Source organism: Paenibacillus sp. FSL R5-0341 (genome assembly GCF_037975235.1).
Classification (GTDB): Bacteria; Bacillota; Bacilli; order Paenibacillales; family Paenibacillaceae; genus Paenibacillus; species Paenibacillus amylolyticus_A.
The window spans coordinates 370,134-384,906 of record NZ_CP150241.1; the positions used below are offsets into that span (position 1 = coordinate 370,134).

9 protein-coding genes are annotated in these 14,773 nt (G+C 47.9%); 6 read left to right on the plus strand and 3 right to left on the minus strand.

Translation table 11 applies throughout. From position 1 onward, the window contains the following. Positions 1-104 precede the first annotated feature (104 nt). A complete protein-coding gene (locus MKX75_RS01830; RefSeq protein ID WP_339168155.1) occupies positions 105-1,013 on the minus strand; it encodes a LysR family transcriptional regulator in 909 nt (302 codons plus the stop codon). A gap of 394 nt (positions 1,014-1,407) precedes the next feature. Between MKX75_RS01830 and MKX75_RS01835 the strand changes: the two genes are divergently transcribed. From MKX75_RS01835 to MKX75_RS01850, 4 genes are all read left to right on the plus strand, one after another. Continuing rightward, positions 1,408-2,424, plus strand: coding sequence for an ABC transporter ATP-binding protein (locus MKX75_RS01835; protein ID WP_339168157.1), 1,017 nt, complete (start codon positions 1,408-1,410; stop codon positions 2,422-2,424). Positions 2,425-2,494: 70 nt separating this feature from the next. Beyond that, positions 2,495-3,568 carry an ABC transporter substrate-binding protein gene (locus MKX75_RS01840; protein ID WP_339168159.1) on the plus strand — a complete coding sequence of 358 codons (1,074 nt, stop codon included), beginning with the start codon at positions 2,495-2,497 and terminating at the stop codon, positions 3,566-3,568. An 81-nt stretch (positions 3,569-3,649) separates the two neighbouring features. Continuing rightward, positions 3,650-5,320: an iron ABC transporter permease gene (locus MKX75_RS01845; RefSeq protein WP_339168161.1), complete on the plus strand. Its 1,671-nt coding sequence runs from the start codon at positions 3,650-3,652 to the stop codon at positions 5,318-5,320. Continuing rightward, positions 5,317-6,906: an MBL fold metallo-hydrolase gene (locus tag MKX75_RS01850; RefSeq protein WP_339168162.1), complete on the plus strand. Its 1,590-nt coding sequence runs from the start codon at positions 5,317-5,319 to the stop codon at positions 6,904-6,906. The genes MKX75_RS01845 and MKX75_RS01850 overlap by 4 nt, the downstream gene beginning before the upstream one ends. Positions 6,907-7,064: 158 nt before the next feature. On the opposite strand, the gene MKX75_RS01855 is transcribed toward MKX75_RS01850, so the two are convergent. Further along, on the minus strand, positions 7,065-8,465 hold the full coding sequence (locus MKX75_RS01855) for a serine hydrolase (protein WP_339168163.1): 1,401 nt from the start codon (positions 8,463-8,465) through the stop codon (positions 7,065-7,067). Positions 8,466-8,732: 267 nt separating this feature from the next. Here MKX75_RS01855 and MKX75_RS01860 point away from each other — a divergent pair, with 267 nt between their 5' ends. Beyond that, a complete protein-coding gene (locus MKX75_RS01860; protein ID WP_339168164.1) occupies positions 8,733-10,706 on the plus strand; it encodes a methyl-accepting chemotaxis protein in 1,974 nt (657 codons plus the stop codon). 275 nt (positions 10,707-10,981) lie between these two features. After that, complete coding sequence (locus MKX75_RS01865; RefSeq protein WP_339168165.1) at positions 10,982-12,178, plus strand: DUF2087 domain-containing protein; 1,197 nt, start codon at positions 10,982-10,984, stop codon at positions 12,176-12,178. A gap of 193 nt (positions 12,179-12,371) precedes the next feature. Here the strand turns inward: MKX75_RS01865 and MKX75_RS01870 are convergent, their stop codons facing one another. Continuing rightward, complete coding sequence (locus tag MKX75_RS01870) at positions 12,372-14,372, minus strand: methyl-accepting chemotaxis protein (protein WP_339168166.1); 2,001 nt, start codon at positions 14,370-14,372, stop codon at positions 12,372-12,374. Between the last annotated feature and the right edge of the window lie 401 nt (positions 14,373-14,773).

Genomic DNA, 14,773 nt, shown 5'->3' on the forward strand with positions numbered 1-14,773 from the left:
TTATCGCCCGAATATATGAAAGCGATTAAAGGGAAGCGCACATTGCGTTAACCCTGCATAGATTTGATGAATGGCAAACGATAGTTTATAGCGGATCAGGGCAATCAGCCATGGAAAATGGGGAAGCCGTGACTCACCTCTCGTAGCACTTCTTTGAAGCGGTTTACCTGAACTGAAGGGTGGCGGTCCTTGTTATGTACCGTATAGATATGGCGCGGCGCTTGCTCTCCGGGAATGGGAAGAACCTGAATGAGCCCCTGCTGTTCTTCCCATTGTACGGCCATCCGAGACATGAATGAGACATGCCCCCCGATTAACACGAGCTGTTTGATCGCTTCCAGGGAATCCATCTCCACCGTGCTACGCAAACGAATATCATGTTGCGCAAGCCATTGGTTGGTTAACCGACGCGTACTGGATTCATTGCCATGTAAGGCAAAAGGAATCTGCGCGATATGATCGGGTGTTAGTGTATCCTTCTGGGCCAAACCATGTTGCGGAGAACAGATTAATACCAAGTCATCTTCACACAGCGTCTCGGCTTGGAGGGCAGGTCCAACAAACGGCTCGGAAGAGATCACACCCAGATCAATCTGATGACGAATTAACATTTCGCGAATAACAGGTGATGGTTTGACGGATAAGACGATACGAATGCCCGGGAATTCCTGAGAAAAGGTATTGAGTATGGTGGGCAGCAAATATGTAGCCGGTACATAGCTTGCTCCAATGTGCAGGGTGCCCCGATAGAGACTGTCATATTCCTTTACGACCCGCCTTGCCTCTTGGGTCAGAGCATTGATTTTGACAGAATAGTGGAGCAAAGCCTGTCCGGCTTCGGTTAAAAAGGTCTTTCCACTGCGCGATTCAAATAATCGCACACCCATCTCTTCCTCCAATGACTTCATATGAAATGTAACGGTAGGTTGTTTGATCCCCAGTAACTCGGCCACGCTTGTCATGTGATGATGCTTATCGATCAGCTCAACAATTTGTAGTTTGATCAGATTCAATGTCCCAACACTCCTCTCACTTCTACTATATAAATTGAACTAAAGGTTATTTACACAGACACTACGATGACAGAACAACCTTCCAATCGCTGTTATCCCCAGATTTTTTGATTCCCTTTCTCAAGGGAAAATCCGGTGATAGCGTATGCTTCCGATGTAGCTTTCTTTCAGAAAGCTTTTAGGCGAACGCTCCGCTTTTTCAGGTTTTTTCTGTCCTCGCCGTTATCGTGCAAATGATTAGTTCACCTACTATAGATTTAATCTATGAACATCAACAGAATTCATCTAAAAAGTTAATTCCAATTTTACATACAAGACATACAACTCGCGAAAGCGGACGTTAGACTGAGAACAGTGCAAGAGATCAAGTAACAGAAGACAGGCAGGGATGCTTATGAAATTAGAGATAACTGGAATTCAAAAATCATTTAATCAAACACCCGCACTGCTGCCGACAGATCTAACGCTTGAACATGGAAAGTTCACGACACTGCTCGGCCCATCGGGCTGTGGCAAAACAACACTGCTCCGTATGTTGGCCGGGCTGGAACAGCCGGACGCGGGGGAGATTCGTGCAGATGGTCAGTGTATCTACTCTGCGGCGAAGCGGATTGATATACCAACACACAAGCGTAATCTGGGCATGGTGTTTCAGGATTTTGCATTATGGCCGCATATGACCGTATACGAAAATGTAGCGTTTGGCCTAAAGGCCGGAAAACAAAAATCAGATCTGCGGCAAAAAGTGAACGAAGCACTTGGTATGGTTCGCCTGCAAGGCATGGAAGATCGATATCCTCATCAGCTGTCGGGTGGACAGCAGCAACGGGTTGCTTTTGCCAGAGCTGTTGCGGTCAGACCTGGTGTGATCCTGTTCGATGAGCCACTGAGTGCACTGGATGCTGTACTCCGGGAAGAGATGCGGATTGAGATGATGTCACTGGTTCGGGACATGGGATTGACTGCGCTGTACGTCACACATGATCAGATCGAGGCAATGTCGATGTCGGATGAGATTGTGGTGATGCAGAAGGGGCGGATCTTGCAAAAGGGCAGCCCGGAAACGATCTACTCGGCACCAAGTGATCCGTATGTCGCTTCGTTTATCGGAAAGTCCAACTGGCTCACGCCTAATCAATCGATGGTGCGTCCAGAGCATGCCACCTGGAACAAAACAGGTCATGATGATCTGTGTTATCCGGGGACGGTACTTAGTGTCAGCTATGTAGGTGAGCGTTATGAAGTACGAGTGCAGATGGAAGGGCTGGGCGTATGGACAGCCTATATGAACCAAAGAGTGCGCCTAGGGGAGCGGGTTCAGCTCTATGTTGCTCCCGAGCGGATATGCCGAATGGATGGTTATGACCACCCGAGTATGAAGCAAAACGAAGCGATCGCAGTGGCATATTAAATTGTTGAATGAGCACGCAGTTGGAAGCAGGAGTACACATTTTATTAGAAACCAGGGGAGATGGACGAATATGTTGGGTATGAAAACACGGAAAAAGAGTGCAATGCTGTTATTAACTGCGGTAATGAGTATCAGTTTGTTCGGATGTAGTACGGGCAACACAACTACAGGCAACGCGGCACAACCCGCGGGTGAAGGAAACACAGCAGCAGCTGCGGAAACAACGAAACCGGCTGGTGGCAAGCTTGTCTTGTACAGTGCTGGTCCACAGAAGCTGGCGGATAACATCGTGAGCGGATTTACGGACAAAACGGGGATTGAAGTCGAGATGTTCCAGGGAACGACAGGCAAAATTCTGGCTCGTATGGAAGCAGAGAAATCCAATCCGGTGGCAGACGTTGTAATCCTGGCCTCTTTACCTTCAGCACAGGCTTTGAAAGCGGATGGACTGACTATGCCTTACCCCGAAGCAGCGAATGCAGACAAGCTGAACAAGGACTGGTCGGATGCAGAAGGTAATTATTTTAGCAGCAGTGCTTCCGCACTGGGTATTGTTTATAACACCAAACTGGTATCTACACCACCAACAAGTTGGACAGAGCTTGCTACGCCTGCGTGGAAAGATGCAGTGAACATTCCCGACCCTACATTATCAGGTTCAGCACTCGACTTCATCACAGGATACCTGAGTGCGAATGGTGAAAAAGGATGGGATCTGCTGAGTGCCTATAAAGCCAATGGTGTAGCGATGGCGGGCGCCAATCAGGAAGCACTTGATCCGGTCATTACGGGTGCTAAAAGCATCGTAGCAGCAGGTGTGGATTACATGGCGTATTCCTCCAAAGCAAAAGGTGAACCCCTGGATATCGTATATCCTGAGGAAGGCACGGTAATCAGCCCAAGACCGGCAGCGATTCTGAAATCCAGTCCGAATGTAGAGAATGCCAAAGCATTCATTGACTACCTGTTGTCCGATGAAGCACAGAAGCTCGTTGCAGATGCCTATCTAATTCCAGGCCGCGAAGACATTGAAGCGACCAACCGTGCCAATGTGAAGGATATTCCACAACTTAAAGTGGATTGGAACTGGATGAGCGAACATGGCGAAGAGACAGCGGCGCGTTTTTCCGAGACTTTTAAATAATAGGATAGAGACAACTAGGCAAAAGGAATACCTGCTGTCTGTGGAAAGTCATGTGAGGTGAACGTAGTGAAACCTGTTGTAATGGACAACAACCGTATTTTTCGGAGAGTGGGCGTGATTCTGGCCCTCTTTCTGCTGACTATAAGCATTGGGATGCCGCTCTTGCTGATCTTCTGGCAAAGTGTGTATCCGGATGGACAATGGGACTGGATGGCTCCGATTCGCACGATTACAGGTCATCATCTATCAGGTGTATTGCTGAATTCCGTCTGGCTTGGCATCTGCGTTGTAGCGGTAACCACACTGCTGGCGCTGCCGCTTGCCTGGATGATGGCGAAGACCCGAATGGGGGAGCATCGCTGGGTGGATGTGATCCTGATGATCCCGTTCATGACCCCGCCGTATATCGGCTCGATGGGCTGGATTCTGTTTATGCAAAAAGGGGGATATCTGCAGCAATGGGTACCATCATCTGCAGGCTGGAGTGAGTTGTTCTTCAGCTTCTGGGGCATGGTGCTCATCATGAGCTTGCATCTGTTCCCATTCCTGTATCTACTGCTTCGGGATGCATTGATCCGCATCGGTGGCAATCTGGAAGAAGCGGGGGCTGTGCACGGTGCACGTGCAGGGTACCGTTTCAGACGCATTATTTTACCCCTGTTATTGTCGTCCTACGGCATGGGGATCATGCTGGTCTTTGTCAAAACGATTGCGGAATTCGGAACACCGGCGACCTTCGGGCGCAAGATTGGCTATTATGTCATGACCTCCGAGATCCATAAGTACATCTCCAGTTGGCCGATTGACTTCGGTAAGGCGACTTCGCTGGCATCGGTGCTGCTGTCCGTCTGTCTGGTGATGTGGTATATGCAGTCTGCCATGAGTCGCAAGTTCACGTATCGTCTGGTTGGTGGCAAAGGGCAACGTTCGAAGCGATATTCTCTTCGTGGCGGAGCAGGATGGTTGTGTGGGGCGTATCTTGCGATTCTGTTGATCCTGTCGATAGGTATCCCGTATTTCTCCATCATCGCCGCTTCGACCATGAAGTTACGGGGATCAGGAATTGCTTTTGATAATCTGACCTTGGATCATTACAAGGAGCTGTTATCTTGGGGATCAGTGAGTATGAAGGCCATCGGGAACAGTCTGGGATTATCCCTCGCGGCTTCAACCGTTGCTGTTATTATAGGTACGGGGTTTGCACTCGCGATCGGCAGATCATCTTCATTCATGCAGCGTGTGATTGACTTGTTCAGTCTGTTGCCTAATACGGTGCCGGGTATCGTAATGGTGGTGGGTCTGATTCTTTTCTGGAACTCACCTTGGATGCCCGTCACGTTGTATAACACCTACAGCATGGTTGTGCTCACGTACGTTGTTCTCTTCTTGCCTTACACGGTGCAGTATGTAAAATCGAGCTTTACCCAGATTGACGGAACATTGTTCCAGGCTGGGCAAGTCTTTGGCGGGAAGCCGCTGTATATTCTGCGGCGAATTCTGATCCCGCTAATCCTACCCGGCATGCTGGCCGGCTGGATGATGACCTTTACGATTGCTACCCGTGAGTTGGTAGGTTCGTTGTTGATTCTTCCGCCGTCGATGCAGACGTCGGCTACGTATATTTTTGCCCAGTTCGAACAAGGTCAAGTATCACTCGGAATGGCGATGGCCGTGGTGACGGTAGGCATGACGGTGCTGATGCTGCTGGGAATCGAACTGCTGAATTCAAAGAGAAAGTGGAATGCATCATGATCAAACTGAACGTATGGGGCGGTGCAGGGGAACACGGACGTTCCGCCTATCTCCTGAGCGGGAGCCGGTTTCGCCTTTTGCTGGATTGTGGTGTGAAAAAAGAAGGCACGGGCGAGTATCCGCTAATTGACCCGGAGATTGTTCCGAAACTGGATGCGGTCCTGTTGTCCCACGCCCATGAGGATCATTCGGTCGCCATCCCTTTGCTGTATAAGATGGGCTACCAGGGTGAAGTGTGGACGACGAGAGAGACGATGGCGCAGCTGCGTACGTATTTTGCCAACTGGCGTAGGTTTGTAGAGCGTATGGGCGAAGAACTTCCTTATGATGAAGCAGATGAGCAAGCTGTTCGTTATCGGTATCTGGAGGATGCGGTTGTATCCCAAACCTGGTTCGAACCCATTCCTGAAGTAAAAGTGATGTGGGGCCGGAGTGGACATCTGGCTGGATCGGTGTGGTTTGGGGTTGAAATGGAAGGTAAGCGGATTTTCTATTCCGGGGACTACACGTCCGAATCGCTGCTTTTACAGGAGGATTGTCCAGCGGAGGTGTTCTCGCAGGTGAGCATGATTCGTGAAAATACGTTGTTTGATACTCCGAGCAGTGAACGGTGGGATGCGGAGGAACTAATCGCTATAAACAGTGGGCAAAAGGCTGGAGGATTCATAGCTTCACAGGATCGGATAACTGTTGCATCAGAAGCGTCGTCAAGAACACTTGTATCCACGGAGACACTCATGAAGCAGGGGAATTTCACATCCAACGAAGCAGATGGAGTAGGCAGAGCAAATGTAGCAGGCAGAGCAGATAGAGCAGCAGTATCTTCCGTCGGGCTGGTGGATCTGGCGATCGTTGATGCGGCCTATGGTACGGACCAGGATACACAGGCTGACAAACTGGAACAGCTTGAACGAGTCATTCGTCAGACGATTGCCTGTGGTGGAAAGGTGCTGCTACCCATGCCTGTCGTAGGGCGTGGACAGGAGATTATACTGTGGGCACAGCAACAATTCCCGGATATCCCAATTGTAGTGGAACAAGGGCTGGTGGACGGCATGAAGCAGCTTATGCATGTTCCATACTGGTTGAGGGAACAGGGGGAGCATATCACTGGAGGTTCGTTGCAAGACGAAATTGATTGCTTTCTGACCGGACAAGGATGGGATCTGCCTACAACCACCCAAGAGCGTGAACAATTGTTGAAGCATCATGCTGCATCGCTATGGTTCATTCCGGACGGGATGATGCAGTCCTCGCTTGCCCGTTGGTATTATAGTCAATTATCGGACAGGAAGGAGAATTTGATTCTGCTCACCGGGCATGTTGCTCATGGTACATTTGCTGATAAGCTGCTACGGGTTCCTGACAAGTATGGAGTGTGTGAGGTGCGGAAAATGCGCTATAAAGTACATCAGGGCTGGAAGGATGTTGAACGGATGCTGCATCAGGTTCCAGCAAGGCATACGGTCCTTGTGCATGCTGACCGGGCAGAGACGGACAGATTAAAAGAAGGTTTGCTCAGAAATAGCCCGTCACCGGGAACAGTTATACATTCACTGTCTGCTGGTGACGAGCTATATGTGTGAATTGTGCATGAATCGAATTAATGCGTCAGATTGGAACGTCCCTGGGGACGTTCTTTTTCCATTGAATTGTTATAATTTAAGGTTCGCGATGAATGGGGTGCTCCAGTTCGGCGATCCTGCTGAAGGATCGCCTCTTATTGCTTTTTATGAAAATAAAATTATTGCAATTGCAGTGCTTTAGCTGTTTTTGCCTCAACTTCATCCAAAAGTGAAGTCATGTCCATACCTGCATGATTGCCGAGCAGGATAATGGTGATATCATCGGACAGATTACGTGAAAAGGCTGTAGCAAACCCGCCACCACTACCGTTGTGGAAGACGGTACGGTTCGTGCCGTTCTCTTTCAGAATCCAGGCGTAGCCATAGTTTTTATCAGAGTAAGGTTCATACATTTGTTCAATCGTATCCTGGCTTAGAATCTGGTCCGTATACAAGGCACGATCCCATTTGAGCATATCGTCCACCGTGGAATAGATGGTTCCTGATCCGGATTGAGATACATAGTAAGGAGCAGTTACCCATGCGTTATTTTGTTGAACAAAACCACTAATGGTATGCACTTTACGGGAGGCTTCTCCCGAATTTTTCATGCCAAGTGGCTTCAGTATAGTCTGCTGCACGTAATCGGCATAACTCATGCCGGATACCTGTTCAACGACGTAAGCGAGCAGAACATACCCGCTGTTGCTGTACAGATAAGCACTCCCTGGTTCAAACTTCAGCGTTTTGTGGCGAATCTCCTCTACAGTCTCTTCCATAGAAGTTCCTTCACCCCGACCGAATGCGGATGGCAGACCTGAGGTCTGAGATAAGAGCATATGCAGCGTGATCTGATCTCCCTTCGGTATACCGGAGATGTACTTGGAGATTGGATCTTGCACATCAACCTTTCCTTCTTCCGCCAGACTAAGAATGGAAGCGGCCGTGAAGGATTTGCTCAGCGATGCGATTCGAGTCTTCTGATCCGGACGATTCAGTGTCTGTTCGTCGGCAAGTCCGTAGCCTTGCTTTAGAAGTACTTCACCATCACGGGCAATCAGAGCCATACCTGGATAGTTGATCTCGCGCAGATACGTATCTACGCTGGCAACTTCGCTCTTCAGCAGGCTGACTTGATCGGTAACCATATTCACACTCATCTGACCTGTAGCTGTGCGTTGGACCTTGATATCGGCCTTGATTGCATTAGCCATGGCCCGGACAGGGACCATCAACGTACCATTAACTGTACGTGAATTGACACCTGTGGCCAGATCGACTTGGTTTACCCTAATGGAATTACTGCCAGCCTGATGGACCAGCTTGTCTCTGCCAACGGTAATGGTAGCCGTCTTGGTGCGATTATCCCATTTCAACGTGCCTTTAACCGATGTGACCACATCCCGTAGTGGAACAAACGTTGAACCTTTGATGATAAGTGGTGCGTTCTTCCAGGATTGTTGCTCACCATTCACTTCAATGTGAACTGCTTGCGTCGTCTGCGCTGCAGATGCCGTGGTACCAGCTTGTCCCAGAATCGGGCCTGCGCACAGGATGAGCGCTAACAGAATGCGGAACATGGATGAATATACAGTGGAAATGCGTTGCCTTTCATTTAACTTGCGTAAGATTTGAATCCTCTCCTTCCAATCGTTTCATGAATAGCCAGCTTATGAGCATTGTAAACGATCTCGCTAAGAGGGTCAAAACGAAAAGTAGGATAAGGTGAATCCATCCAACCTGACCGAAAAGATTAAATTTATTCTAATTTAGTATCTATACATAATATTTTTACAGGAATTGTCCGATAAAAGGATGGGTGAAGATTATGATGGGGGATAGTTAAAATGAAGAAAAGGATTCGAAATTGGTTTACTTTAACCGTAAAAAAACGCCTGATTGCTGCATTGCTCCTGTTCCTGGTAGTACCGAGCATTACCGTGGGATGGTTGTCTTATCAAAAAGCTGCTGACCAGGTTAAGCTGGAAATTATTCGTTCCGCACAGGCCAAAACAGAAATGCTTAGTCTGCAGATAAATCAAATGCTGGAAATGGAGAAGGATAACGCAGCACAGATGGCCGCGGGTATTACTTCAAACGATATTATTAATCAGTCCCCTGCGCTTCAAAGGCAAATGGACCGGATGTCCCAGAATCATAAGGAACTGGGTGTGCTTACCGCAGGTGCCGAAGATGGTAGCTGGATGAAATCCCCTGAATCCGAGGAACAGAATTATGATCCTCGAGAACGTTCATGGTATAAGATGGGTATGTCCCAGGATGAACCGGTAATCTCAGATACGTTCCAGTCGGCTTCGACGGGCGAATGGGTTGTGACCGCAGCAGCCAAACTGGCTGATGGTAAAGGGGTATTTGGGGCCAATGTCAGTCTTAATCATCTGAAAGAATCCGTTGATCAGATCCGTATTGGTAAAGAAGGAAAACTGTACATGCTGGATAACGGGGGTAAATTCCTGTTCCACTACAATATTGAATCCGGCACACAGTCGGATGAAAGCTATATTAATGAGATGTATACGCAAGAAAGTGGGACCGTGAAGTATACATATGGTGGTCACGAAGTGGAAGCTGTGTATTTTACTAATCCGGTGACGGGTTGGAAAATTGTTGGTGAGATGGTTCCTTCGGAAGCAACGGAAGCCGTAATGCCTATTTTGATCCGTGCAATTACAATTGTGGCATCTGCATTGGTTATTGGGTTGGTTCTGCTTATTTTCATTATCCGCAGCATTCACCGACCACTACTGCAATTAACGCAGGCAGCATCCAAAGTAAGCGCCGGGGATCTCACCGTTCGGGTTGGTTTGCAGCGCAAGGATGAATTCGGACAGCTTGGAGAAAGCTTCGATACAATGACGACTTCACTACGTAGTGTGCTTGGAGAGGTACATGATACGTCCAGCCAGTTGGCAGCTTCTTCTGAAGAGCTGATGGCAAGTTCCGAGCAGACATCCAAAGCCACAGAACAGGTAGCTGAACTGATGCAGGATGCAGCTGCGGGAACGACTTTGCAGAACAACAGTCTTGCTGCTACTGGCCAACTTGTGGGCGAAATGTCCATTGGAGTGAAAGAAATCTCATCAAGTGCTGAGGACACCGCTCGTATCGCTCTTGATGCTTCCACCAAGTCGGAAGCGGGTATGGTTACCGTAGAAGAAGCGGTTACGCATATTCAGCAGGTGAATGACGAGAGCAAAGCCATGTCTGTGGTCATTGAGGATCTGCGCGCGAAAAATGAAGAGATTCTTGTGATTGTGGCCGAAATTACGGCCATCGCCAAGCAGACCAACATTCTCGCATTGAATGCATCAATTGAAGCTTCAAGAGCTGGCGAGCAAGGTCGCGGATTCGCGGTCGTAGCGAACGAAGTGAAGACACTGGCTCACAGTTCTGGCGCATCAGCCGAGCGCATTAACGAGCTTATGCATGAGATGCAGGAGAAAACCAATGCAGTGCAATCGACCTTTGCCCGTACAGGAGAAGGTATGGTCAAGAGTTCGCAGATGGTTACGGAAGCGGGCGAAGCCTTCCATAACATTCGTACTGCTGTACAGTTGGTTGCTGCACAAGCTGGAGAAGTATCCGCTGCTTCCCGTCAAATTGATGGAGGCATGGGTCATATCAACAAGGCCGTAAATGATACGATGGTTCTGTCAGACAAAATTGCTTCTGGAACGGAAGATGGATCAGCGGCTGCTCAAGAGCAGTTGGCTACAATGGAAGAGGTAGCAGCATCCTCGGCGGCATTGTCACGTATGGCTGAAGATCTGCAAAGCATGATTGAACGATTTAAGTTGTAACAGGCATTGAAATGAGACAATGAGTCATGAAGAATACTTAAGGAAGGCGCTGAAATGCTCTTTCTGCAATGAGACTGCAGGGTTGCGACCCTGTGGTCTTTTTTCTATTGAACAAGGGGTATCCGGTATGTCTTCGAACAGAACATTCCTTTCAGTTATATTGACATAAACTAAACATAATTATATTATGTCTATAAATAAACAAACAAAAATATAAATTAGTTGATTGATATTCGGTTGAAATGAACATAACAATAATAAAAAGGAGCTTTTACATGAAATCATCGGAATCCGGGTTGCAAACCGCTTCGTTGGAAGAGATCAAGCGTGGTTATATGGAGGAAGGTCCTGCCTATATATGCGTCTGCTGCGGATACAGGACGGAAGCGGGAATTATTTACCCTGAAGAAGGGGTGCTCTATGAGGCTGCCCGCTATATGCGTGTTCATATCGAGAAAGCTCATGGATCGGTATTTGAGTATTTGTTGGAGCTGGATAAAAGTGTAACCGGATTGTCTGATGTGCAACGGGGCTTGCTGGCCCAATTCTATGAAGGCAAGAAGGATGCTGAAGTACAGAAGGCCCTTGGCATCGGGAGTGCTTCCACAATCCGGAATCATCGGTTTGTATTGAAGGAGAAGGAACGGCAGGCCAAGATATTTCTGGCATTAATGGAGCTTCTCAAGAGTAAGGATATCCAAGCTCCGGCTGAGTGGGTATCACCTGTGACAAGGCATGGACATACGATCCATCGTGACTCATTTGATATTACAGAACAGGATCGGGAGAAGGTGCTGAACAAGTATTTTCCAGAGGGTACCAGTGGTCCATTAAAGACGTTTCATATGCAGCAAAAGCATAAATATATCGTGCTCACTGAGATAGCCAAACGATTCGAGACAGAGCGCAAATATTCCGAGAAACAGGTCAACGAGCTGCTGAAGGAAGTTCATGATGATTACGTGGAAATACGGAGGTATCTCATCGACTATGGTTTGCTGGAACGTGAGCCAGACGGCAGTCAGTATTGGCTGGGAAGCCGCGCAGATCAACAGAGCGCCGGAGATGGAAAACAGGAACGCAAAGAAAAGGGGGAGCAGGAGAAGATGAATCGTCGCAAAGAATTGCAGGAACAGGCCAAAGAAGTTAAAACGGAAGCGGGTATCTACCAGATTCGGAATGAACGTAACGGTAAAGTCTATATCGACAGCACACTTAATCTGAAAACCATTAACGGACAACGGTTTATGCTACAGATGGGTAGCCATCTGAATCGAAGATTACAGGCTGAATGGAATGAATATGGAGAGACTGCCTTTGTAATCGAGGTGCTGGAGACATTGAAACAAGACGATAATCCCTATTACGATCCCAAAGATGCGTTGGCTAAATGTCTGAATCGCTGGTTTGAACAGTTAGAGCCTTATGGAGATCAAGGGTATCACGGAGATAAAAAGCAATCTGCTGAATAGGAGAGGCATTTTCCTCTCTAAAATACCTGACCTTTTATAAACTAAAGCCCCTTTGCCAATATGATGGCAAAGGGGCTTTGGATATTACAGACTACTTAATTTTATAAGTTGAACTAATCTTTTACACGATAACAGCGATTGGAAGGTTGTTCTGTCATCGTAGTGTCAGTGTAAATAATCTTTGGTTCAACGATTACAGCTTGAATTGTTCCACCAGCTTCTGCAGCTTGTGAGCCAGATGTGCTAGCGAGTCAGCAGAGGATGATATCTCCTGCATGGAAGCAACCTGCTCCTCCGTAGCTGCAGAGATGTTCTCTGTTCCGTCCGCATTGGTTTCGGATATGGTGTGGATCTGGTCAATGGATTGTACCACTTCGGCTGTACTTGCAGACATCTGTTGTGAGGCTGCTGCAATGTTCTCAAGCTGATGATTGACGACACCCACAGCCTGACTAATCTGGGCAAAAGCTTCATCTGCAAACTGAACGGCGCGAATGCCGTTGCTTACATCCTGTTGTCCGATCTGTACATTGTGATTGGCCATTGAAATCTCCTGTTGAATCGCTCCAACCATCTCTACAATCTTCTGGCCGGACAGGCTGGATTGCTCCGCGAGCTTGCGGACTTCGCTGGCAACAACGGAGAAGCCGCGTCCATGCTCACCTGCACGTGCTGCTTCAATCGAAGCGTTGAGTGCAAGCAGATTGGTCTGTGCAGCGATGTCTGTAATGACAGATACCATCTCGCCAATGGAAGTGGAGTGCTGTTCAAGTCGTCCAGCAGTGTCTGCCATACCTTGCACAAAGCGACTGACGGAATCCATCTCGGATACGGCCGTCTGCATGGTGGCATTCCCTTTATCTGCGAGCTCACTTGCTTGCATGGCCGCTTCAGATACTTGCTGCGTACTGTGTGTTACCTGCCCCACACCTCCGGCCAGCTCATTCATCTGCTGTGCCGTATGCTTGAGGCTACTTGCTTGTTTCTCAAGTCCAGCTGCGGACTCTTCCGTGATCAAGGCAACTTGTTCTGTTGCTTTGGTTGTCTCCGATGAGTTGACTGCCAATTGTGTTGAAGAAGCAGTTAACTCGTCAGCCGTGTGTCGCACGTCCTGAATGACGGTTCGCAAAGATTCGCTCATTTTATTGAAGCTGGTACTCAGCTTGCCGAATTCATCTTGCCCCATTACAGCAACCTCGATGGTCAGATTACCACCACTAATTTCGTCAGATGCCTTCACCAAGCGGTTCAGCGGTTTGGTGATGGACTGCACAATCCAGAAAATGATGATGGAGCTTACAGCGATTGCAATCGCTACAACGACAAGTGTGGTATAGAGGATTGGCCGAACAGACGCGGTCACTTCACCACTGTCAATCACACCAACCACGGTCCAGCCCGTCGTTTCATTGGTGGCGAAAAAGGCATGTTCCTGGTTTCCATTTAGTGTATAAGTCAGGCTTCCGTTCTTCTGTGCAAAAATATCATTATAGGGTTCCATGGTTCCTTCGGTCCCTGGTTTTTCGGTAGGATGTACAATGATTTTGTTGGCATTATCAATGATATAGACATAACCCTTCTCGCCAATCTTGGTGGAATTAACCGTCTTGGAGAGGGCTTCAAGCGACAGGCTGACAGAAACGACACCATGGCCATCCGCTGAGGTCTGGGCTACCGAAGCAACAACATTGCCGGTATTGCTTGATATGTAGGGTGTAATTACGGTAGGCACATCTTTGTTCTGCGTAGCAGCCTGATACCACGGGCGTTCGCGCGGGTCGTACCCTTCTTTGTTCACGGCAGTTACAGGGGAGTTAATATACACACCCTGATCGGTACCGATGGAGGCGAGTTCTACGTCATCATGGGTTTCCTTATACGCATCGAGCAAGGTACGTATGGTATCTGTTTCGTCACCCTGGTTGGGTCCGACATTGCCTGCGTCCAGCTGACTTGCTAGGAAATCAACATTTTTGCGTGTCGCACCAATGATTTGGTCAATAGTCTGGTTAAGTACGGTAACACTGCTGATTGCGTTCTCATACATTTTCTCTTCAACCTTGGCATCGGCTGTTTGGAACGAGATAATGCCCAGACTTATTGTTGGAATGAGTAGTACGATGGCAAATGACAAAATCAGTTTTTCTCTCATCTGCAGCGTTCTTTTGGCCCCTTGTTTACGAATCTTCTTCATACACATTCCCCCTCTGTGTAACCCATCCCTATGTCTGGTGGACAAGTCAATCTGGTAAAAGATAGTTCATTCCATCCTTTCCAGATGTTTCTGGTGCTATCGTATGACAAAATTCGAGTTTATTCAACAATATTTATGAGTTTTACGAAAATATTTTTCGGTTTTGTAGGTATTTAGGATTACATCTGTTCTATAAAAAGTAATCTGTCTCTCCCTTAGTGCACATCTTGTGGTATATTTCTGAATTAATGCGAAGTGAAAAATGAACCTGAATGCATATATATCGATATATATCGGTTTATGGAGACCAAAATTGGAGAGGGGTTGTACCGGAGTTGGACCAAAGTACATTACAGATATCTGGACAGGAGAACACAGAAGAGGTCCAGGATCAGGCTACA

Bases quoted from the DNA above. Each gene is read 5' to 3' on its own strand.
- MKX75_RS01835 (WP_339168157.1), top strand. From the start codon at position 1,408: ATGAAATTAGAGATAACTGGAATTCAAAAATCATTTAATCAAACACCC.
- MKX75_RS01840 (WP_339168159.1), top strand. From the start codon at position 2,495: ATGTTGGGTATGAAAACACGGAAAAAGAGTGCAATGCTGTTATTAACT.
- MKX75_RS01845 (WP_339168161.1), top strand. From the start codon at position 3,650: ATGGACAACAACCGTATTTTTCGGAGAGTGGGCGTGATTCTGGCCCTC.
- MKX75_RS01850 (WP_339168162.1), top strand. From the start codon at position 5,317: ATGATCAAACTGAACGTATGGGGCGGTGCAGGGGAACACGGACGTTCC.
- MKX75_RS01855 (WP_339168163.1), bottom strand. From the start codon at position 8,465: ATGTTCCGCATTCTGTTAGCGCTCATCCTGTGCGCAGGCCCGATTCTG.
- MKX75_RS01860 (WP_339168164.1), top strand. From the start codon at position 8,733: ATGAAGAAAAGGATTCGAAATTGGTTTACTTTAACCGTAAAAAAACGC.
- MKX75_RS01865 (WP_339168165.1), top strand. From the start codon at position 10,982: ATGAAATCATCGGAATCCGGGTTGCAAACCGCTTCGTTGGAAGAGATC.
- MKX75_RS01870 (WP_339168166.1), bottom strand. From the start codon at position 14,372: ATGAAGAAGATTCGTAAACAAGGGGCCAAAAGAACGCTGCAGATGAGA.